Raw genomic sequence first — 21,455 nt, 5'->3', positions numbered from 1 at the left:
ACGCGAGATGACTAACGTGAGCAACGTTCAGGCACCCGTTGGGGCGCTTCCTGACGAGGTTGATAGCCAAAAGAGACACTGGCTACAGGCGTTTCACCCGTCGGTCGAGCAGGTGACTGCGCCGCAGGTTCAGGAAGCCGCCAGCCCGGAGTCGATTGTGGCAGATTTTATCCGCCAGCATTCGGCATCGGGGCACCTGGTGGCGCGCAGCGTATTTCTGCAGCCACCTTATTCGGTCCCTGAAGCCGCTCTCTCCGCGCTGCTGGATACGCTATGTCAGGACGCAATTAACGCGGATATCACCCGTGTGCAGGGTGCGGAAGATGTCTATTTCTACTCAACGCAAACCATGACGGCAAACTACGCCAACATGTGCGTGCAGGTGGTTGAAAACGACATCTGCCGTGCGATTGCCGAGGCGGTACGCTTCGACTGTCGAACGTATCCTCGCCCCTATAAGGTCGCCATGTTGACGCAGCCGCCGTACAGCTTCGAGTCCCAACAAATTACAGCGGCGCTAACGGCCATGGAAACGCACCCTGATTACGCAGATATACGTACTGTGGAATCGTCAAATGCGGAGCCTTATTTGTTCAGCGAACGTTTTATGAGTTATGGCAAAGCGTACGGCCTGTGTGAATGGCTTGAGGTTGAGCAGTATCAGAACCCCTGAATTCTTCAGGTTGATGTCATGGAATGTGTGGACGACCACTGTCACAGCATTAGAGGATAACCCGATGTCCTTCACCCGACGAAAATTTGTCATTGGCATGGGGACGGTGATTTTTTTTACCGGCCCAGGTCAAAATCTGTTAGCGAGTACCAGGAGCCCTAAAGCCGTTCGTTACGTCATGATTCACGACGAATCACTGTGTAACGGATGCAATATTTGCGCTCGTGCATGCCGGAAAACCAACCATGTACCTGACCAGGGCAGCCGTTTGTCGATCGCTCATATTCCTGTAACCGATAACGACAACGAAACGCTGTATCACTACTTCCGTCAGTCCTGCCAGCATTGTGATGATGCACCTTGTATTGAGGTGTGTCCGACCGGTGCCTCCTGGCGAGATGAGAACGGTATTGTGCGAGTAGATACGTCTTGCTGTATTGGTTGCAGTTACTGTATTGGCGCGTGTCCTTATCAGGTGCGCTATCTCAACCCGCAAACCAAAGTGGCGGATAAATGCGACTTCTGCGCTGAATCTCGGCTGGCGAAAGGTTTCCCTCCGATCTGTGTTAACGCTTGCCCGGAACATGCGCTGATTTTCGGTCGTGAAGATAGCCCGGAAATTCAGACCTGGTTGCGAGAAAACAAGTATTACGAATATCAACTTGCAGGCGCCGGGAAACCCCATCTGTATCGTCGGTTCGGTCAACATTTGATTAAAAAGGAAAATGTATGAACGCGTCGCAGAATGCCGAACAGTTTCACGCCCAACTTGCACAGTATGTCCCCCTGTTTTCACCGGACTACTGGCCTGTGTGGTTAGTCGTTGCCGGGTTAATGCTGGTGGGAATGTGGCTGGTGCTGGCGCTTCACGCCATGCTGCGCTTTCGGGCGGCGCATAAAGCGTCGGCAGGGCATGGTGAGAAGGTCTATTTATATTCGAAGGCTGTCCGCCTGTGGCACTGGTCGAATGCGCTGTTATTTCTGTTGCTTTTGGTTAGTGGCCTGGTCAATCACTTCTCTGCCGTTAGCGCACCGGTAATGAAAAGCCTGCTCACCGTTCATGAGGTTTGTGGCTTTTTGCTACTTGCCTGCTGGATTGGTTTTGTGCTGATCAACCTGATTGGCGGCAACGGACATCACTATATTATTCAACGTCAGGGCTGGATCGCACGTGCGCAAAGACAAACTCGTTTTTACCTGTTTGGCATTATGCAGGGCGAGTCACACCCATTTCCGGCCTCACCTCGCTCTAAATTTAATCCGTTACAGCAGGCGGCCTATGTTGGCGTGATGTATGGTTTGTTGCCACTGCTACTGATCACTGGATTGTTATCGCTTTACCCGGTAGCTGTCGGCGATCTGTTCCCCGGTGTACGTTACTGGCTGCTTCAGGCGCACTTTGCGCTGGCAATAGTCAGTCTGTTTTTCATTTTTGGGCATCTTTATCTCTGCACTACGGGTCGCACGCCGGGCGAAACCTTTAAGTGTATGGTGGATGGCTACCACCGGCATTAAGCGATGATGATTACGCGAAGTGACTTACGGGCCTGGCGTGTTGGGCCCGTCATGTATCGCTGGTTTCTACGCGCGTTTCCCGCAGGAGGAAGCTATGCCGATGTTCATCGCGCGCTCCAGCGGGAAGGGTATACCGATTGGGCAAATAGCCTGGTGGAATACGGCTGGTCAAAATGGCGGGAAGAGGCGAGTTTTGCTCAGCAGGATATTGACGCGATGGGGAATATTTCCCGTGAGCAAGTCGCGGGGGAAACCAGTCGTCCGTTGGCGAGTGCGGAAGATTATGCCCGATTTAGCAGTGCGGGTGATAACGTAAAAATTGCCAGCGCCGGGTATGCTGCGCAGATCGCCTGTGCCGGTTACAGCGCACGGATTGGCAGTGTAGGCTATAACACGCATATCGGCAGTTCAGGCGATCGCGGGCGAATAGCGATTGCGGGAAACTCGGCGCGTATCAGCAGTGTGGGCGACGGAACGCGTATCGCCAGTACCGGCATGCGCGTACGTATCAGTTCGCTCGGCGACCGAAATCGGATTGCCAGTAGCGGTGATTTAACCCAACTGGCCTGTTTTGGCGCAGAGGCGAAAATCGCTAACTGCGCGGACAATATCCACATTATTGCCAGCGGAGAAAACGCCGTTGTTGCCAGTACCGGTGCTGTCGACTCGATAATTCTTGGTCCCGGCGGATGTGCGGCGCTGGCTTATCACGATGGCGAAAGAATGCGTTTTGCGCTTGCCGTTGAAGGGGAAAATAACATTCGGGCGGGCGTGAAATATCGGCTCAACGAAGACCATCAGTTCGTGGAATGTTGAGCCGAGAGGTCATTTTAGTGCGAATCGGCGCTGGGTGATTTTTTCAAGGCTAAAGCACAGCAGGTAATAAACCAGCCCGGTAAAGATAAAAATGGCTGCGGGGTAAATTTGCACCCGGCTGTTAACCTGACCGGCAACTGTCGTGAGTTCCGGCACGTTAACGATAAACGCCAGTGACGTATCCTTCAGCAGCCCAATAAAAATCCCTGTCAGCGACGGTAGTACGTTACGCAGCACCTGCGGCAGCAAGATAAGCCACAGGGCCTGATCCGGGCGAAAACCCTGAACGACTGCCGCTTCATATTGCCCGCCAGGCAGTGCGCTAATTCCAGCATACACCGAGTGCATCACCGAGGCGGCGGTGAACCATGCCAGCGCCAGCGTCACGGTAACGGCACCGGGCAGATCGCTTCCGGTCAGCATGGGTAGCAAATACCACATCCAGAAAATCACAAAGATGAGCGGAATGCCGCGAATAAATTCCGCCCAGATAAACAACCCGTTGCGAACCGCGCCCGGAAACCGCCAGGCACAACAGGCAAGAACGATCCCGCCAGGCAGCGCCAGCAAAGCCGCACTGATAGCCATCAGCAAAGTGAGCAGGACGCCACCGGGTTGCCCCTCAGCTACACGTCCCCACAGGAGATAGTCAAGATTGTCGGTAATGACCGAAACATTAGCGATCATGCAGTATGCTCCTGACGCTGAAGATGCGCATTCTTATCTTTGACGATTTACCCGACGCAGACTGCGGGCCAAGACGGGTAAGCAGCATACCCAGAACGATGCCGGTAAACAGATAGAGTGCAGTGCCAACGGCAAAGGCTTCCAGCGCGTGCGCGTTGTAGCTCTCAATTTGCCGTACCTGGTAGGTGAGCTCAGCAAATCCAATACCGCTGGCAAGCGAGGAAAGCTTCATCAGGTTGAGATATTGCCCAACAATCGGTTGCCAGGCGTTTGCCAGCCCCTGAGGCAGCAGAATGTGACGAAATATCGCCCAGGATGAAAACCCCTGCGCCACGGCAGCCTCGCGTTGTCCGGCAGAAACAGCCCGTAAACCCGAAGCGATCTCTTCAACCAAAAATGCTGATGTAAATACCCCAAGCCCCCATGCTGAACAGATAAACTCCGGTGTTAACCACCAGACATCACCTGGCAAAATTGACCATGGATGATCGGCATTGATAAAGCTAATGACGTTACGGGGTAGCCAGTTCCAGGCGGCAAAATACCAGAACATCAGTTGCACCAGTAAAGGCGTGTTGCGAAACACCGAGACCCACACCCCGACCATCGCTTTAGCGAGACGATTGCCCGTCAGGCGCAGGCCGAGCAGTGAGATGGCAATGAGCGTGGCGAGCACGATACCTGCCAGCGTCACCCAGAGCGTGGTGAGAAAACCGGAAATTATCCATTGCAGGGGTTGCCCGCTCAGCACCCCCTGCCAGTCCATTGCATGCATTATGACGATGACTCCTGGTGTAACGGGTCGAGCACTTTTTTCAGGAAACGCTGGGTTCTCGGGTGCTGTGGTCGGACGAAAAAATCCTCCGGCGCGGCCACTTCCAGAATATCGCCACCATCGATGAAAACCACCCGATCGGCAATCTCGCGGGCAAAATGCATTTCGTGGGTCACGACGATCATGGTGATACCGCTGTGGGCCAAATTTTTCATTACCTGTAATACCTCGCCGATCATTTCCGGATCCAGCGCGGAAGTGGGCTCATCAAACAGAATAATTTGTGGCGACGAGGCCAGTGCGCGGGCGATGGCCACGCGCTGCTGCTGCCCACCGGACAACTGCGCGGCATAGGCGTTGGCTTTTTCCGCCAGTCCCACTTTTTCCAGCAACTCAAGTGCCCGACGATCCGCTTCCGTCTTGTTCCAGCCGTGAACATATTCCAACGCCAGTGCGATGTTCTGCAGCGCAGTCAGGTGCGAATAGAGATTGAATTGCTGAAATACGAAACCGATACGGCTACGTAGCTGGCGTAACGCCGCCCCGCGCAACTGGCCAATCGGTTTACCATCAATGAAGATTTCGCCACCGCTGAGCGACTCAAGCTGGTTGATAAGACGAATAAGAGTGGACTTTCCTGAGCCGGAAGGCCCCAGAATAGTCACCACTTCACCGGGTTCAACCGCCAGGCTAACGCCGTTAAGGACGGTGTGAGCGTCATACTGTTTAATCACATTGCGTAGTTCGACGCTCGCCTGGCGCAAATGGGTAAAATCCGCAGCCGAAGCTGCGGATCGAGGAAAAAGGGCTGAGAGCATATTACTTGGCTTCTATTTTAAAGGCGCGGGCTTGCGGATTTTTGGTTTCAGGACCAAACCAGACATCATAAATTTTGGCTGCCTGCCCGGTAGATTCCAGCTTCAAAAGTTCATCGTTGACGGCTTTTAACAACGCTGGCTCACCTTTTTTCACCCCCACGCCGATCTCTTCTTTGCTCAGCAGGTCCGGCAGAATTTTGAAATCAGCTTTATCCGGCGCAGCGCCTAATAACCCGGCCAGAATCGTACTGTCCTGGGTAATGGCCTGAACATTGCCGTTGCGTAGCGCGGTTAACGCCAGCGGGATATCGTCGTAGGCCAACACGCGCGACTGCGGGAAGCGCTGATGCAGTGCCTGTTCACCAGTAGTGCCTTTTACCGCGCCGATGCGTGCTTTGCTGTATTCATCGAGCTTATCCGGAGATTTTGCTGGCACAAGGAACTGCTGGCCGGTAACAAAATAAGGAACGGAGAAATCTATTACCTGCGCCCGTTCAGGTGTAATCGTGATATCTGCGACGATTAAATCAGCTTTACCAGATTGTAATAACGGAATGCGGTTTGCCGGATTGGTCGCTACAAGTTCCAGTTTTACACCAAGGGATTTGGCCAGCGCTTCGGCAAAATCAACGTCGTAGCCGACAATCTTATGGGTTTTGGCATCGACGGAGCCAAACGGAGGATTCGCGTCAAATGTCGCGACTTTTACGACGCCTGCGGCTTTGATATCGGCCAGTTGGTCAGCCTGAACCTGCGAGACGGTAAGTCCTGAGGCCAGCAGCACGCCCAATGCCAGCAGTGTTTTTTTAGCGCGGTTAGTTTTCGTTGCCATCATTGTATGAAATCCCTGTAGTTTTTGGTTTGTGCTTTTTACGCTCCCATAACTTACGGTTGGGACAAAATAAGAAAAAATTCTTATCTATATACAAAATGTTATTAGTGAAGGATGTGTTAATAGCGGGTGAAAATAATGCATGAGTGAAAGGTAAAATCGTGCATAAGCCTGGTAATAATTCGCATTTTGTTTTTGTGTGAGAGCACGCTTGAATAAGATTGAGCTGTGCTAATGTCCAGAAATGCTACTGGAATACCCTCCGGACCTGTACCATATATCACAACAGGTCTGGAGTGGGGATAAGCATGCTGCGTGATAATTTTAACGATCTCTATTATCTCATTATCGTTGCCCGCGAGCGTAGTTTTACCCGGGCAGCGGCAAAACTTGGGGTTTCGCAATCCGCGCTAAGCCATGCGATTCGTGGGCTTGAAGAGCGGCTGGATGTACGGCTTCTGACCCGCACCACGCGCAGTGTTGCGCCGACCGAAGCCGGAGAACGGCTTATCAACAGTATCAGCCCGCGTTTTGATGACATTGAAACAGAGCTGCTGGCATTAACCGATGTCCGTCAGCGCGTGGCCGGTAACATCCGCCTGACGCTGGGCGAACATGCATTGCAATCTACCGTCTGGCCCGCGCTGGAGCCGTTTTTGCAGGCTTACCCTGATGTGAATGTGGAAATGACCATCGACAATAGTCTGACGGATATTGTGACTGGCCGTTATGACGCGGGTATTCGGCTCGGTGAGCAGGTGGCAAAAGACATGGTCGCCGTCAGAATTGGCCCGGACTGGCGCATGGTAGTGGTGGGGTCACCGGCGTATTTTGCTCGTCATGGCAAACCGCAAACCCCTCACGACCTGCAAAATCACAGCTGTATTAACATGCGCATGCCGACGTTGGGCGGATTATACGCCTGGGAGTTTGCTAAAGACGGGCAAGATTTGCGCGTACGGGTGGAAGGGCAGCTTATTTTTAACAATCTACCCCCGCGAATTAGCGCAGCGATGGCGGGAATGGGGCTGGCTTTTGTGCCGGAAGACACCGTCGAGCAGGCTGTTGCAGAGGGGGCATTGGAAAAAGTGTTGGAGGACTGGTGCGAACCTTTCCCTGGCTATTATTTGTACTACCCCAGCCGAAAACAGCATACCGCCGCCTTTGCCCAACTGATTGAGGCCTTACGATATACGGGCTGAAGTGGGTGGGGTTAACAGGCGATAAAAAACCGGCATTGCGCCGGTTTGGAAATCAGATTTTGCAGGCGTCGCCGCAGTCATTATCAGCAATAATTTCCTGCGCTTTCTTGTCTGCATCTTCCAGACGTTCAGCGTTACGCTCTTGCGCTTCTTCCAGTCCATCAAAGACCAGATTATCGAGATCAATTTCCATCATTCACCTGCTCAGGTTCAGCGTTTAACATCACGTTATTATATTGCAAAAATGTTGCTTAACAGCAGCGATTCTTGCTACTTAGCATCGAACGCAATCCGCTGTGCGTATTTATCCGCCAAAATAGCCTATGGTTCGCAATTGCTAAAGAATCGTTGGTTGTAAATACCGCAAAATCCTCGCTCTCTCTACCGTTTTATCTCCACTTTTTCATTAACGTGATGCGCGATCATTTTTAACAAATCTGCGACAAAATCACTATACATATAACTTAATATCTTTTATACATTAATTGTTCAACCCTGCGACTATTCCACAAAAGAGAAAGCAATATGGAACAGATACCTGATAAGAAAAATGATAATTTTCAAAAAGATGGCAAAGAACAGTTCAATCGCTCGATCGGTCTTATTTCAAACTTTGCGTTGGGTTTTACCTACCTGTCGCCGCTTACTGCCGTCTATTCGCTGTTTGCACTGGCCGTAACGCTGGCGGGGCCGCCCGCAGTATGGTGGATTTTAATCGTCGCATGTGGGCAACTTTTGGTGGCATTGGTGTTTGGTGAGGTCGCTTCCCAGTATCCGATAACCGGCGGGCTTTACCCCTGGGCCAGAAGGTTGTGGGGCAAGAAGTATGCGTGGATCGCCGCCTGGATCTACCTGTGGGCGCTGGTGGTCACCATTACGTCGATCGCGGAATATACATCAACGTTTGTTGAATCACTCTTCCACTATGGTCAGACGCCGGCCACGATGTTGGTGACTTCCGTCCTGCTGCTGCTGTTGATGATGGCCGTTAATATGTCCGGGACTAAAAATCTGGCCCGGGTGGCAAAAATTGGCTTCTGGTGTGAAATTGTCAGCGTGATCGCGCTGGGGATTTATCTGCTGATTTTCCACCGTTCACAGCCGTTCTCTGTGATTTTTGACTCGATGGGCGTGCTGGCTCATGACGGCAGCTACTCCACCGCATTTATGTCTGCTGCGCTGATGGGACTGTTTATGTTCTTTGGCTTTGAGGCCTGCGGTAACGTTGCGGAAGAGGTGCAGAATCCGAGTAAAAAGATCCCGGTGGCGATGATTTTAAGCATCGTATTCGGCGCGATTTCCGCCATTATTTCTGTTATGGGTTATTTGCTGGCTTCACCGAATCTGGTCAGTATCGTGAATGGCAAAACGTCCGATCCGATCCCGGCAATCCTTAATGAAGCTCTGGGCGAAACTGGCGCGACTGTCTTTATCGTGGTTGCAATTATCGCCATGTTGTCGTGCATTTTGTCTCTGCAGGCTGCGTTAAGCCGTCTTATCTTTTCTTTCTCACGCGACAGAATGCTGCCGGGAAGTGAATGGATGGCCAAAATCTCTAAAAATGGTGTTCCGGATAATGCCATGGTCGTCAGTTGCCTGCTGCCAGTGATCATCTGCGTTTGGGTTTATTTCCAGCCAGATAACCTGTCGCGTATCACCGCGTTTGCTGTTATCGGGATTTACATCTCGTTCCAGATGGTTGTGCTGGCCGCGCTGCGTCAGCGTCTGAAAGGCTGGAAACCGGCGGGGGAGTGGACCATTGGCGGTTGGGGCGTAATCGTGAATGTGCTGGCGTTAGCTTACGGATTGTGCGGGATCTGGTTACTGGCGCAACCGGCAGACAGCAGCGACTTCATCGACCGTTGGACGGTCCTGTTCGGCCTGGCGATTGTTGTTGGCTCGGGGCTTATTTATATGTTCCTGACCCGTCCGTTTGGTCGTTCAGCGGCGCCGGAAAACGACGCCATTGCGTACGCCAATAAGCTCAATATGGGGCAGGATAACTAAAAACTAAGGGCCTTCGGGCCCTTAGTTTTGATAGTGATAAAGGATAAAGTAGTCGCTCTGATACACCACGGTACTGTTTGCAGGTGACAGCAATTCACCCACGCGAAAACGTGGCCAACTGGAGAAAATGATCCTGTTTTCCAGATTAGTCAGAATCACATAGTCAGGATGGGCACAGGAAAGCAGTTCGGCTTCTATCTGACTGACCAGCAGATCGACCGCGGCAACACCGAGAAACTGATCGTTGTAGTAGACCGGGACGGCTGACGTTAAGGTATAGGAGATATTGCAAATATAGTCGACGTAGGGACCGTGGATATAGGCTTTGCCTGCCGGAGGAGAATGCTTAAACCACTCAAAGGTTCTGAAATCCAGTCGTTGTTGCGTGGCCTGATCCAAATCCAGATGCGCCTGGCTTAAACCATTATCTTTCTTATACCACCACTCCAGCAACCAGTACTCTTTTGTGGTTGCGGTGCTCTCAATATGGCTGGCGAATCCCGCCCCTGAGCAGTAATGGTTGTTATTGAGCGTGCGCTTGATGTGCTGTTGAACGGTGGATCTGACTGAGGGGTCGAGAACGATCTCGGCTGAGGCCTTTTGTACCCCTGAAATCGCCTCATGGATGCTCCTCGCCAGCGCAACGGTAGAATCTACGGTAGAAACAGTAATATCATCAATTTTACGAATTAATGCGCTTAGGGATGTCGAAGAGCTCATTGTCTGTCCTGCCTTCACTGATTGTCAGTTCGAGTTATATTTCAGCTTTTTTTCAATAAGGTAGTAGGTAAACGTGTCGATGATCTGCGTGGCAAACTGTACTGACTCTGCCTCGTTGTGAGCAGCCAGCGCATCGGCCAGCGCCGAATAAAGCGCGATAATTTCTGCATGAATACTGTCTGTGCGATAAAGTATCGCCACCAGCGATGCCCATTCAGCCTGAACCTGCAGCTCCTGATTGGCCAGTCGCGCTGAATGCGAACTGGCGGCAATCGCCAGCAGACAACGCATATCGGCCTGAGTCATCAGCTCAGGTGAGTTTGCCTTTCTGAGCACCTCGACAAACTCGCGAAATTTGGCGATATCCGCACCGGTCATCCGTCGGGAAGCCAGCCTCGCGCTATGGCTAATAATGGCGCAATGCATTTCACCCAGATCAGACAGATAATCCGTACTGATCGCCTTGAACGGATGCAGGGCGCTATTTTTGCCATCAATATTTTCGCAAACGAAACTCCCGCCATTACGACCACGAACCGTATGGATAAGATTATTAGCCCGAAGCGTGTTTAGCGCTTCCCTGATAGTGATATGTGAGACACCCATCATCTTTGCCAAATCAGTTTCGTTGGGGAGCTGTTCTTTTGGCTCCAGCAACCCCGTGATAATGGCATTTGAAAGGCGTTGGACTATCTGGTCTGAACGACTGACCTGCCCGATAGGCGCAAATATGACCGCGTGAGTAATCATAATCTTTTCTGTACTCAATTCCCTGAAACAACGACCATTTTTAACACATGCCCGTCGGGCAAGGAAGGTAAGAATGGCCGAGTTATTTTACATGCCTGGGCGCAACGTCACTGCACAAGCGGATGTGTGTCCCGATAACCTTATGATGAGCTGGGCGTAACGCGTCAGCTGGCAATAAAAAGCCTCATCCTGCAAATGTGAAAACTAAGTTAAAAATGCGAGGCTTATCATAGTGTCAATGTTGCGCATTTGAAAAAATTTTACAATATATATATTACATAAGATTCTTTATGTATTAATTGGCAGGAGACAAACATGAAAACCCCTGAAGCATTTTATTAATGGGCACTATGTAGCAGGCAGTAGCGAAGATAGCTTCGAACTGGTGAGTCCGGTTGACGGTGAAACGTACGCAATATCTCCCAACGCTAACGAGGCGGAGGTAGAGCAGGCTTACTCAGCAGCGGAGGCGGCGTTTAGCATCTGGAGAAAATCGACGCCGGCACAGCGGCAAAAGGCGTTATTGCGGCTGGCCGATGAGATTGAACGTAACGTTGAGCGACTGGTAACCGCGCAGAGTCAGGAAACCGGTCAGCTTCGCCATTTTATTGAGAAAGAGGAGATCGCAGCATCTTGCGATGCCATCCGCTTTTTTGCCGGTGCGGCGCGCTGTCTTGAAGGAAAGGCGGCCGGAGAATATTCCTCAGGATTTACTTCAACCATTCGTCGTGAACCGCTGGGTATTGTTGGGCAAGTGACGCCGTGGAACTACCCGTTCATGATGGCGGTGTGGAAGATTGCACCAGCGCTGGCGGCAGGCAACACGGTGGTGCTAAAACCAAGCGACACCACGCCAGTCAGTACGCTGCTGTTGGCTGAACTGGCCGCACCGTTGTTCCCGAGAGGGGCGTTTAACGTTGTGTTGGGCAAAGCCAGCACTGGTTCGCTGGTGGTTTCAAACCCGAAAGCCTCACTGGTCTCGATTACCGGTTCGGTCCGTGCGGGTTTGCAGGTTGCGGCTTCGGCGGCGGCAAATCTGACCCGAGCACACCTGGAATTGGGCGGGAAAGCGCCCGCAATCGTGTTCGCCGATGCGGATATGGACAAGGCGATTGCGACGATTACCACAGCTGGCTTTTTCAATGCCGGGCAGGATTGCACAGCGGCAACGCGGATCCTGGTAGACCAATCTATCTACGCTGAGTTTCTGGAAAAACTGATCCAGAAAACAAAAAGTATCAAATATGGGCCGCCAGAAGATCAAAATGCACTGTACGGCGCATTGAATAGCCGGAATCAGCTGGAGCAGGTGAAAGGCTTTATTGAGCGTTTACCGGCACATGCAAAAATTGAAACCGGTGGGCGCGCAGGATCTGGTCCAGGCTTCTATTTTGAGCCGACGATCGTCTCCGGTTTGCATCAAAATGATGAAGCTATTCAGCATGAAGTATTTGGCCCGGTAATGACTATTCAGTCGTTTTCTACTGACGAAGAGGTACTACACAAAGCGAATGATGTGGAGTATGGTCTTGCCGCCAGCGTCTGGACCAGTAACCATGGTCGCGCCCAACGCTTCAGCATTGACCTCGATTTTGGCACGGTGTGGATTAACAATCACATTCCTCTGTGTGCCGAGATGCCGCACGGCGGGTTCAAAAAATCGGGGTACGGCAAAGATCTCTCATCTTATTCACTCGAGGAATACACTCGGGTGAAACATATCATGTGCGATATTTCTGAATAGAGAGGATTACGATGAAAACATTAAAAATCGCGGTGCTTTCATTCGTGATGTTCTCGGGCTATAGCCTGGCAGAAAGTACATCGCTGAATACCGTAAAAGAGTATATGGCGGCGTGGAATGCGCATGATGCTTCGCGAGCCGCTCAATTTCTTGCTGATGATGCGGTCTATTATGATGCCGCCGCAGGAGAACCGATAAACGGCAGGGAAAAAGCAGAAAAAGAGGTTATCGGCGCTTTTATTAAGGCGGTTCCAGATCTTAGCTGGAAAATGGTTGGAAAACCCGTCTACGACGAAGATACCGTGGCCTTTCGTTGGGAATTTTCAGGCAAAAATAGTGGTGAATGGGCAGGGAGTCCGCCGACAAATAATCCGATCAAATTTGAAGGCGTCAGCTATATTCATGTTAAAGCAGGAAAAATCACCTGGCAGGGTGATTATTATGATTCTAAAAAACTGGATGAAGAGTTAAAGCCAGTGAAGTAGTCGGTTGTACCCCTTTATAAATAAGAAGGGGTATCTCTCTTATTTGTGTCGTATTAAAGGCAGTGTGTAGCAATAAGGAAAAAAGTTAATGGCAATTACCAGACGTGATTTTCTCAACGGCGTCGCGGTGACTATTGCGGCGGGACTTACCCCGCTGGAGTGGGTCAGGGCGGCAGGAAAGGGAAACGCATTTATAGATGGAAATTATTATCCTCCTGCGCTGACGGGGCTGCGGGGTAATCATCCTGGATCGTTTGAAATGGCGCATGCGCTAGGCCGCGAGCATAAACATTTTGATTTAAACGCTCTGCCCGTTGAGGAAGAGTACGATCTGGTGATTGTGGGTGGCGGGATTAGCGGGTTAGCTGCCGGTTGTTTTTGGCGTCAAGTTGCAGGGCAAAATAGCCGGATCCTGATCCTCGATAACCATGACGACTTTGGTGGACATGCCAAACGTAATGAATTTACCAGCTCGGGTAAGAAATTACTCGGTTATGGTGGCAGCGAAGCATTCCAGTCACCTGCGCATAATTTCAGCCCTGAAGTACAAAAGTTGATGGAAACCGTGGGCGTCAGCGTCACGCGGTTAAAAGAGAGTTTTGACGTAAACTTCTATCCCGACTGGCAGCTCAGTCGCGGCGTTTTCTTCGATAAGAAGAATTTTGGCGAAACAAAAATCGTCAGCGGCGATCCGGGACGAGCGGTATCTGATGATATTCCGCCGGACAGGCTCAATGGGCGTAAAATTGAAGACTTTATCAATGATTTTCCGCTAAGTGAGAACGACAGAAAAGCGCTGATCGACCTGCACGTCCGGCCCGGTGATTACCTGCCGGGGATGACGGTCGATGAGAAAATGGAATGGCTGGATACCCACAGCTACAGTGAATTTTTGGCAACAAAAGTTGGTTTGAGCAAAATGGCGCTGCTCTATTTCCAGCAGCGTTCCAACGACTTCTTTGCTATTGGTATTGAAGGTATTTCCTGTAGCGATGCCCGAGCGTGCGCCTTACCCGGCATGGAAGGGATGGGGTTACCGCCGTTGGACGGAGAGTCGCTGGCCGACCTCGAAGAGCCGTATGTTTACCACTTCCCGGACGGTAACGCCGGGTTAGCCCGCCTGTTAGTCAGATATATGCTGCCGGATGCGCTACTGGGCAACACGATGGAAGACTCTGTCCTCGCCAGACTACATTACGAAAAGCTGGATCTGCCGGAAAACACCACGCGCCTGCGCCTGAACAGCACGGTGATTAATGCGGCCAACGTGCAGGATGGCGTGGCGGTGACCTATCTGCGTGACGGTAAAATGCACCGTGTGCGCGGTAAGAACACCATCATGGCAGGCTATAACATGATGATCCCGTATCTGGTGCCTGAGATGCCGGAACAGCAGCAGGCGGATCTTAAACTGAACGTGAAGGCACCGCTGGTGTACACCAACGTGGTGGTCAAAAACTGGCAGGCGTTCAAACAGCTTGGCGTACATGAGTTTTATTCTCCGGCGGCACCTTATAGCAGGGTCAAGCTCGACTATCCGGTCAGTATTGGTGGGTATCAACATCCGGCCTCCCCGGACGATCCGATGGTCATTCATATGGTCTATGTGCCGACCTATCCGGGCAGTAACTTGTCGGCCAGAGAACAGTTCCGTCTAGGACGAGCCTATTTGCTGGGGACCACTTTTGCCGCGCATGAGGAGATGATTCGCTCCCAGTTGCAGGAGATGTTTGGCTCAACTGGATTTGATAATCAACGCGATATTGCCGCCATTACGGTTAACCGCTGGGCGCATGGCTATGCGTACTACGCCAACTCGCTGTTCGATGATATGGATAAGATGCCAGAAATTATCGAACGGGCGCGTAAGCCAGTCGGTCGCATTGCCATCGCTAACTCCGATTCTGACTGGAGTGCTTATGCCCACACGGCAATCGATCAGGCATGGCGTGCGGTTAATGAACTCAAGGATATGGGGTGATCTATGCGTAATGTAACCATTCTCGCCGCCTGTTTATTTACCGCTTCGGTTTCCGCTGCTGAATCTAACGGTGAATACATCGCGCGAATTTCAGACTGCGTCGCCTGTCACACAGCAGAAGGTGGTGCGGCGATGGCGGGGGGCAAAAAGTTTCCTACTCCGGTGGGGGATATTTATTCGACCAACATTACCCCGGACAAAACGCAGGGTATTGGAAATTATTCTTACGAGGATTTTGAAAAGGCCGTACGGCAGGGGATCGCCAAAGATGGTCATCCGCTCTATCCGGCTATGCCTTATCCCTCCTATGCGAAACTTTCTGACGAGGATGTTAAGGCGCTGTATAGCTATTTTATGCATGACGTCACGCCGTCAGCACAGCCCAATAAAGAGAATGCTATTCCGTGGCTACTCTCCGCCCGCTGGCCGCTGCATATCTGGAACTGGCTGTTTACCGACGCGCCAGTGTCAGCTGTAGAGGGCGCGAAAACGGATGATAATGCTGCCCTGGTAAAACGGGGTGCTTATCTGGTGGAAGGTCCCGGACACTGCGGTTCATGCCATACCCCGAGAGGCATGGCGATGAACGAAAAAGCGTATACTAATGCTGATGCCGAATACCTGAGCGGCGCGATGATTGACGGCTGGTATGCACCGTCGCTGCGCGGCACCGGTATGTCTGAGCAGGAGTTAAAATCGCTGTTGCTGACCGGTAAAAGCAAGCATGCCGCGGTTTCAGGTTCGATGGCTGAAGTCGTCACGCAGAGTACACAGTATCTGACCGACGAAGATGCCACGGCGATCGCCCAATATCTGTTGAGCCTGAAAAGTGCGAAGCCTGAAACGGTACGTGCTGCGGCGACTACAGCATCCTGGTCGAATTCACCTGAGGCGGGCAAAGTGACCTATAACCGCTACTGTTCAACTTGTCACGGTCTGGAAGGGAAAGGTACGGATGATAACGCGCCTTCTTTAGTTAACAATCCACTGGTGATGGTTGATGACCCGACACCGTTGTTCAGAGTGATTGCCCACGGCGCAGAAACACCGACAACGCGTGGCAGCGTCTCCTTTAAGATGCCTGCCTACGGTGGCTTGTTAAGCGACAACGAAATGCGCGACGTGATCAACTACGTGCGTAAGAGCTGGGGTGAAGGGAATGGCGAAGTAAGCCAGGAAGACCTGGCTGGCGTTAAAAAAGCGTCACATTAAACAGTATGCCGGAGAAGGTGCTTGTACCGTCATCCGGCAGTGCCTACACGGTGTTTACCCTGATAATATCCGCGAGTCGGGTAAACGCCGACGTCATTTCATTTTCTTCTATACTGGCAAATCCCAGCAACAGGCCGCTGCGTTTCTCTTCATTCACGTAGTAGCGTGACAGTGGGCGCACCAACAACCCTTGCGCATTCGCCTGTTGGGCAATGACCGTGTCATCGCTCCCGGCCGGTAACTGTAAGATCATATGCAGCCCGGCGTTGCTGCTGAAAGAACCAAGAAAATGTTCACCAAGCTGGCGGCTGATAAGCTCTACCAGCATCTGGCGACGACGACTGTATAGCTGACGCATTTTCCGAATGTGTGCCGCGTAATAACCCTCGCGAATAAACTCCGCCAGTGCGGCCTGAATCAACAGATGCCCACCACGATAGAGGTCGTTATGAACCTTTTTCAGCGGAGCGGCTAACGATTTAGGTAGCACGACATACCCGAGTCGCAGTGCGGGATAGAGTGTCTTACTGAATGTCCCGATGTAAATGACCGGTGTCTCTTCTTCCAGCCCCTGCAAAGAGGGAATCGGCTGGCCGGAAAAGCGGAACTCACTGTCGTAATCATCTTCCACTATCCAACTTCGCGTTTCACGTGCGCGAAAGAGAAGTTGCCGGCGGCGGCTCAGACTCATTACCGAACCGAGTGGGTATTGATGTGACGGTGTCACAAAAATAAGTTTTGGCGGTGTTTCACCTGCATCCGGCGGGACCATGCCTTGTTCATCAACCGGGATAGCCGAAAAATTAACGGCATTGATGCGCAGAATATTTTTGATTCCCCAGTAGCCCGGTTCCTCAATCCAGGCGTGATCGCCCGGGTTGCATAAAGTCCGGGTCACCAGATCCAGGGCCTGGTGAATACCTTCAGTAATCAGAATTTGCTCCGGTGAGCACCGTACGCCGCGAGCGGTGCGCAGATAGTCTGCCAGTGCTTCTTTTAGCTCATTCACGCCGCCTGTGGCATCGTAAGTGAGATACTCCGGGCGCAGTCGTCTTGCCAGCCTGTCCTGAATTTTCTTGAGCACCCGGTGCGGGAAATGCTCTACATCAGGTACGCCTGGAATAAATGCCCCCCACTGACGGGGACTGGCGCTGGCATGACCTAGCAGCTCAAGGCAGCGGTCGGATAAGCGGGTGTGATCTTCCAGAGCGGCAGCAACAGGCTCTTTGTCAGGACGCAGGTCGAGATTGTCCAGCACGCTGTCGGTCACAAATGTGCCGCTGCTGGTGCGCGCGGAAATATACCCTTCAGCTTGCAACTGCTCGTAAACCCGCAGGACGGTATTGCGCGATAGCGTCAGCTCTCCTGCCAGATCACGCGACGGAGGCATTCGGGTAGCCGGTTTCAGGCTACCTTCGAGGATGCAACTACAAATGGCGGCATACAGGCGGCGATGTAGTTTTTCGTCAGTCTGCTGATTAAATGCATGCTTGATCACATCTCCGGCAAGTGAACGCATTTGGATCCTTAAAATAAAACGATTTGGCTCTCGATTAAAGTACCAGACGGCGTCTAAATTTAAAGGGTAATTCAACCGAAATGTATTAATGGACAAGGTGTAGAGAATGAACAATAAAAACCTGCAACAACGTCGTCTGGATGCCACCCCGCGTGGCGTGGGTGTGATGTGTGATTTTTATGCCCAGTCGGCAGAAAACAGCACGATTACCGATATCGAAGGCAATCAGTACATCGATTTTGCCGCCGGGATCGCCGTGCTGAACACCGGACACCGCCATCCTCGCCTGGTGCAGGCAGTCGAAGCGCAACTTCAGGCTTTTACCCATACGGCTTATCAGATTGTCCCGTACGAAAGCTATGTGTCTTTGGCTGAGAAAATCAACGCCGTTGCGCCAATCGACGGCAAGCGTAAAACCACATTCTTCACTACCGGGGCTGAAGCGGTAGAAAACGCGGTGAAAATTGCGCGCGCGCATACCGGCCGTCCTGGCGTTATCGCATTTGGCGGTGGTTTTCATGGGCGTACTTACATGACGATGGCGTTAACCGGCAAGGTGGCACCCTATAAAAAAGGTTTCGGCCCGTTCCCAGGCTCTGTTTACCATGCGCCGTATCCTTCTGAATTGCAGGGCATTTCCACGGCGGATTCCCTAAAAGCGATTGAGCGTCTGTTTAAAGCCGATATCGATCCAACCCAGGTTGCGGCGATTATCTTCGAACCCGTCCAGGGCGAAGGGGGCTTCGTGGTGGCGCCGCCAGAATTTGTGGCTGCCATCCGCCGTATTTGCGACGAGCATGGCATCGTGATGATCGCTGATGAAGTACAAAGCGGGTTTGCCCGTACGGGTCAGCTGTTTGCGATGGATCATTACGCCGATAAAGCGGACCTGATGACCATGGCGAAAAGCCTTGCGGGCGGCATGCCGCTGTCAGGCGTCGTGGGCAAAGCCGAAATTATGGATGCGCCTGCGCCGGGTGGTCTGGGGGGAACCTACGCCGGAAACCCGCTGTCGATCGCAGCGGCCCATGCGGTGCTGGATATCATTCGTGATGAGCAGCTATGCCAGCGTGCGGCGGCTCTCGGCGAACAGCTGCGCGCCGCTCTGACAGACGCGCAAGCAGGGTGTCCTGAACTGGCCGAAGTGCGAGGTTTAGGCTCTATGATTGCTGCTGAATTCTGTGATGCAGCGACAGGAGAACCCAACGCTGCCGCCGCACAACGCGTGCAGAAGAAAGCCCTTGAGCAAGGATTGCTGCTACTGACCTGCGGTCAGTATGGCAACGTTATTCGTTTCCTTTACCCGCTGACAATTCCGCAGGATCAGTTCGCTAAAGCGCTCGATATTATCAAAGCAGCAACCAAGTAATTCGTTAGTTGTCATTTACCCAAAGCCGACGGTCGTCATCACCGTCGGCTTTTTTGTTGCCGTGGATTTACCAACCACATGTCGTTATATATTTACATATATATCGATTGGATCTATTCTATTCATCATACAAATATAATAACTGTACTCTTCAAGAGAAGGCGCTTGCGTTAGCGGCCTCCAGTCTTTCTATCTAACGAATTGAATTAACGAATGTTAAATAACAAATTTACCCCAGTGGCCTCTGGGTTGTTAACCTTTGCCTGTTTTTCCACCGCCGTCACGGCTCATGCTGAAGATACCGTCATCGTTTCGGCGCCAGCCACGTCACAATCCTCGTTATCGGAACATGAACCTCCGGCGAGCGAAAAAAAAGTCACGTTAGGTAGCCTCGGCGAGCGAGAGTTGATAGACGTTCCCTGGTCGGTGCAGACGTTGTCGAAAAAAGTGCTGGATCAGCAACAAGTCAAAGATGTGAAAGACGCCTATCGCTACCTACCGTCCGTTCAGGGTGACGGCGTCCGCCCACAAACCCGCGGCATGCAGGGGAGCGTGGTACAAAACCATATGATTGGTGGCCTGAACGCCGTCTCCACGACGGAATATTCGACCGAACAGTTCCAGAACATTGAGGTGTTGAGCGGCATCGCTGGATCGCTGTATGGCCCTGCTAATCCAGCAGGGATGTTTAATTTGGTGTCTAAACGACCTGTCGATACACCGTTGCATCGCGTCACAGTAGGGCAAGGTACAGGGTCGGGAACGTTGGCATCGATGGATTTCAGCGGCCCAATCGATGCGGGAGACCGGGTGAAATATCGCCTCAACTTGCTGAACGATGAGGGCCATAGCTACACCACCGATAGTCATGTCCGTCGACAGTACGCTGGCTTGGGGCTGGACTTTCAACTGACAGATCAAACGGTGCTGGAGAGTAATTTCAGCTATTACCATTATTACGAAAAAGGCATGCCGGGTAGCTTTGCCCTGGCGAAAGGCGTTCACTTTCCCGCGGCATTTGATCCTACGGACAGTAAATATGGTCAATCTTATGCGGGTCATGATGACGAAACGACTACCGTCGATATGCATATTAAGCATGATTTTGACGGCAACTGGATGCTGGATCTGGGGGCGCTGCACCAGGTTGCAGACCGCGAGTCGACGGCCGTGACCAACACCCTGACGGATAACCGGGGCGATTACACCACTACAACCTCTAATTCGGCGGCCAGTCGGTTTACCATCAACAGTTATTTAGCGAACCTGACCGGTAGCATTGATACCGGCTGGCTGACGCAGGATATTGCTACCGGAATGCGTGGATTTGTGTGGAAAAACTATAATCCAAGAAACGGCGGCACTTTCACTCTGGGGCATTCTTCCCTCGATCAACATCCCGACTATCCACGACCACCGTATCCAGATTTTAACGATCGCTATCATTCAGCGACCACCACTCAACATGCATTTTTGCTCAGCGATACGCTGCATTTTTCCCCGCAGTGGAGTTTGCTGCTTTCCGGCAGTGAGAACCTGTTTACCGTCAGTAACTACAACAAAGCTGGACATGAAAGCAGCCATCAGCAGGACAATGGCATGAGCGGTTCTACCAGCCTGATGTATAAACCGGTGGAGAACGTCACGCTGTATACCACCTGGGCGGACAGTTTGCAGCAGGGCGATACCGCGCCCGCCGGGGCGCGCAATGCCGGGCAGGTGTTAGATCCCTACCGTAGCCATCAACTGGAGGTGGGCGCAAAATATGCGCCAGTAAAAGATCTGCTGCTTACCGCTGCGCTTTTTGAAGCCAAACGCCCCTTTGCCTATACCAACGACAATGGCGATTTTGCTCAGGATGGTACGCAGAAAAACCGTGGGCTGGAACTGATGGCTGATGGGCATATCACCCGTAATTTGCGCGTGTTAGGCGGCGGAGCCTGGCTTGATCCAAGGCTTCATAATACCGCGGCCAGCAATGCGGATGGTAAGCAAGTTGTTGGTTTGCCGCGCTTCGCCTCGAATATCCTCGCAATCTACACCATCGAACGGGTTCCGGGACTGGATATCGACACGAACGTGCATTACGTCGGACGTCGGGCTACCGATAATGCCAACGACAGCTGGGTCGGGAGTTACACCACGGTGGACATCGGTACGCGTTATGCCACCAGACTGTGGAACACACCAACCACTTTCCGGTTTGATATCACCAATCTCACCGACCGTCACTATTGGACCAATATTGTTCCGGGCGCATTGACTGGTTACACGGGCGCAGGGGCTGCCAGCGCTCAACTTGGCGCACCGCGCCAGGCTCAGTTTTCTGTTCAGGTTGATTTTTAGGGGT

Annotated in this window: 20 protein-coding genes; 12 read left to right on the top strand and 8 right to left on the bottom strand. The window is 52.0% G+C overall.

The annotated features are described in order from the left end of the window. Positions 1-7: 7 nt before the first annotated feature. From GHC22_RS13155 to ydhT, 4 genes are all read left to right on the top strand, one after another. On the top strand, positions 8-673 hold the full coding sequence (locus GHC22_RS13155) for a YdhW family putative oxidoreductase system protein (RefSeq protein ID WP_118262328.1): 666 nt from the start codon (positions 8-10) through the stop codon (positions 671-673). Between the two features lie 64 nt (positions 674-737). Further along, complete coding sequence (locus GHC22_RS13150) at positions 738-1,406, top strand: 4Fe-4S dicluster domain-containing protein (protein WP_020996435.1); 669 nt, start codon at positions 738-740, stop codon at positions 1,404-1,406. After that, entirely contained in the window at positions 1,403-2,188 is a 786-nt protein-coding gene (gene phsC, locus GHC22_RS13145) for a thiosulfate reductase cytochrome B subunit (protein ID WP_048235471.1), read from the top strand. The genes GHC22_RS13150 and phsC overlap by 4 nt, the downstream gene beginning before the upstream one ends. A 3-nt stretch (positions 2,189-2,191) precedes the next feature. Then, positions 2,192-3,004: a protein YdhT gene (gene ydhT, locus GHC22_RS13140; RefSeq protein ID WP_153753212.1), complete on the top strand. Its 813-nt coding sequence runs from the start codon at positions 2,192-2,194 to the stop codon at positions 3,002-3,004. Positions 3,005-3,013: 9 nt separating this feature from the next. Here the strand turns inward: ydhT and GHC22_RS13135 are convergent, their stop codons facing one another. Genes GHC22_RS13135 through GHC22_RS13120 form a run of 4 tightly spaced genes read right to left on the bottom strand, consistent with a single transcriptional unit; the run spans position 3,014 to position 6,119 of the window. Further along, the gene (locus GHC22_RS13135) at positions 3,014-3,691 is read right to left on the bottom strand and encodes an amino acid ABC transporter permease (RefSeq protein WP_071446909.1); all 678 of its coding nucleotides are present in this window, start codon (positions 3,689-3,691) and stop codon (positions 3,014-3,016) included. Further along, a complete protein-coding gene (locus tag GHC22_RS13130; RefSeq protein WP_153753210.1) occupies positions 3,681-4,466 on the bottom strand; it encodes an amino acid ABC transporter permease in 786 nt (261 codons plus the stop codon). Before GHC22_RS13130 ends, GHC22_RS13135 begins: the two co-directional genes overlap by 11 nt. Then, positions 4,466-5,284, bottom strand: coding sequence for an amino acid ABC transporter ATP-binding protein (locus GHC22_RS13125; RefSeq protein WP_071446911.1), 819 nt, complete (start codon positions 5,282-5,284; stop codon positions 4,466-4,468). The genes GHC22_RS13130 and GHC22_RS13125 overlap by 1 nt, the downstream gene beginning before the upstream one ends. Before the next feature lies 1 nt (position 5,285). Then, positions 5,286-6,119 carry an ABC transporter substrate-binding protein gene (locus GHC22_RS13120; RefSeq protein ID WP_020996433.1) on the bottom strand — a complete coding sequence of 278 codons (834 nt, stop codon included), beginning with the start codon at positions 6,117-6,119 and terminating at the stop codon, positions 5,286-5,288. A 305-nt stretch (positions 6,120-6,424) separates the two neighbouring features. Here GHC22_RS13120 and GHC22_RS13115 point away from each other — a divergent pair, with 305 nt between their 5' ends. After that, the gene (locus tag GHC22_RS13115; protein ID WP_032943239.1) at positions 6,425-7,318 is read left to right on the top strand and encodes a LysR family transcriptional regulator; all 894 of its coding nucleotides are present in this window, start codon (positions 6,425-6,427) and stop codon (positions 7,316-7,318) included. A gap of 52 nt (positions 7,319-7,370) precedes the next feature. Here GHC22_RS13115 and GHC22_RS13110 read toward each other — a convergent pair whose 3' ends face one another. Continuing rightward, a complete protein-coding gene (locus GHC22_RS13110) occupies positions 7,371-7,511 on the bottom strand; it encodes a hypothetical protein (RefSeq protein ID WP_003832695.1) in 141 nt (46 codons plus the stop codon). A 332-nt stretch (positions 7,512-7,843) separates the two neighbouring features. On the opposite strand from GHC22_RS13110, the gene GHC22_RS13105 reads away from it, so the two are divergent. After that, positions 7,844-9,325 carry an APC family permease gene (locus tag GHC22_RS13105; RefSeq protein WP_125363180.1) on the top strand — a complete coding sequence of 494 codons (1,482 nt, stop codon included), beginning with the start codon at positions 7,844-7,846 and terminating at the stop codon, positions 9,323-9,325. A gap of 21 nt (positions 9,326-9,346) precedes the next feature. On the opposite strand, the gene GHC22_RS13100 is transcribed toward GHC22_RS13105, so the two are convergent. Together GHC22_RS13100 and GHC22_RS13095 are read right to left on the bottom strand one after the other, a co-directional pair. Further along, positions 9,347-10,045: a cache domain-containing protein gene (locus GHC22_RS13100; RefSeq protein WP_020996432.1), complete on the bottom strand. Its 699-nt coding sequence runs from the start codon at positions 10,043-10,045 to the stop codon at positions 9,347-9,349. A 24-nt stretch (positions 10,046-10,069) separates the two neighbouring features. After that, complete coding sequence (locus GHC22_RS13095) at positions 10,070-10,795, bottom strand: FadR/GntR family transcriptional regulator (protein WP_008784630.1); 726 nt, start codon at positions 10,793-10,795, stop codon at positions 10,070-10,072. A 325-nt stretch (positions 10,796-11,120) separates the two neighbouring features. Between GHC22_RS13095 and GHC22_RS13090 the strand changes: the two genes are divergently transcribed. The 4 genes from GHC22_RS13090 to GHC22_RS13075 all read left to right on the top strand — a co-directional run bounded on the left by GHC22_RS13090 (position 11,121) and on the right by GHC22_RS13075 (position 16,217). Further along, on the top strand, positions 11,121-12,539 hold the full coding sequence (locus GHC22_RS13090) for a gamma-aminobutyraldehyde dehydrogenase (RefSeq protein WP_153753207.1): 1,419 nt from the start codon (positions 11,121-11,123) through the stop codon (positions 12,537-12,539). A gap of 11 nt (positions 12,540-12,550) precedes the next feature. Beyond that, positions 12,551-13,024: an ester cyclase gene (locus GHC22_RS13085; RefSeq protein ID WP_153753206.1), complete on the top strand. Its 474-nt coding sequence runs from the start codon at positions 12,551-12,553 to the stop codon at positions 13,022-13,024. 88 nt (positions 13,025-13,112) lie between these two features. After that, positions 13,113-15,005 carry an FAD/NAD(P)-binding protein gene (locus GHC22_RS13080; protein WP_153753204.1) on the top strand — a complete coding sequence of 631 codons (1,893 nt, stop codon included), beginning with the start codon at positions 13,113-13,115 and terminating at the stop codon, positions 15,003-15,005. A 3-nt stretch (positions 15,006-15,008) separates the two neighbouring features. Continuing rightward, on the top strand, positions 15,009-16,217 hold the full coding sequence (locus GHC22_RS13075; protein WP_153753202.1) for a cytochrome c: 1,209 nt from the start codon (positions 15,009-15,011) through the stop codon (positions 16,215-16,217). 43 nt (positions 16,218-16,260) lie between these two features. Here GHC22_RS13075 and GHC22_RS13070 read toward each other — a convergent pair whose 3' ends face one another. Beyond that, complete coding sequence (locus GHC22_RS13070) at positions 16,261-17,736, bottom strand: PLP-dependent aminotransferase family protein (protein WP_153753200.1); 1,476 nt, start codon at positions 17,734-17,736, stop codon at positions 16,261-16,263. 106 nt (positions 17,737-17,842) lie between these two features. Between GHC22_RS13070 and puuE the strand changes: the two genes are divergently transcribed. Beyond that, entirely contained in the window at positions 17,843-19,105 is a 1,263-nt protein-coding gene (puuE, locus tag GHC22_RS13065; RefSeq protein WP_003832711.1) for a 4-aminobutyrate transaminase, read from the top strand. Positions 19,106-19,318: 213 nt separating this feature from the next. Continuing rightward, positions 19,319-21,451 (top strand): TonB-dependent siderophore receptor, encoded by a 2,133-nt coding sequence (locus GHC22_RS13060; RefSeq protein ID WP_153753198.1) that lies wholly within the window; start codon positions 19,319-19,321, stop codon positions 21,449-21,451. Positions 21,452-21,455: the final 4 nt, after the last annotated feature.

Origin of the sequence: Citrobacter sp. H12-3-2, assembly GCF_009649895.1 — a bacterium.
GTDB classification, from domain to species: domain Bacteria; phylum Pseudomonadota; class Gammaproteobacteria; order Enterobacterales; family Enterobacteriaceae; genus Citrobacter; species Citrobacter portucalensis.
The sequence above is the reverse complement of the archived record's forward strand: the minus strand, read 5'-3'. Positions and strand labels throughout refer to the sequence as shown.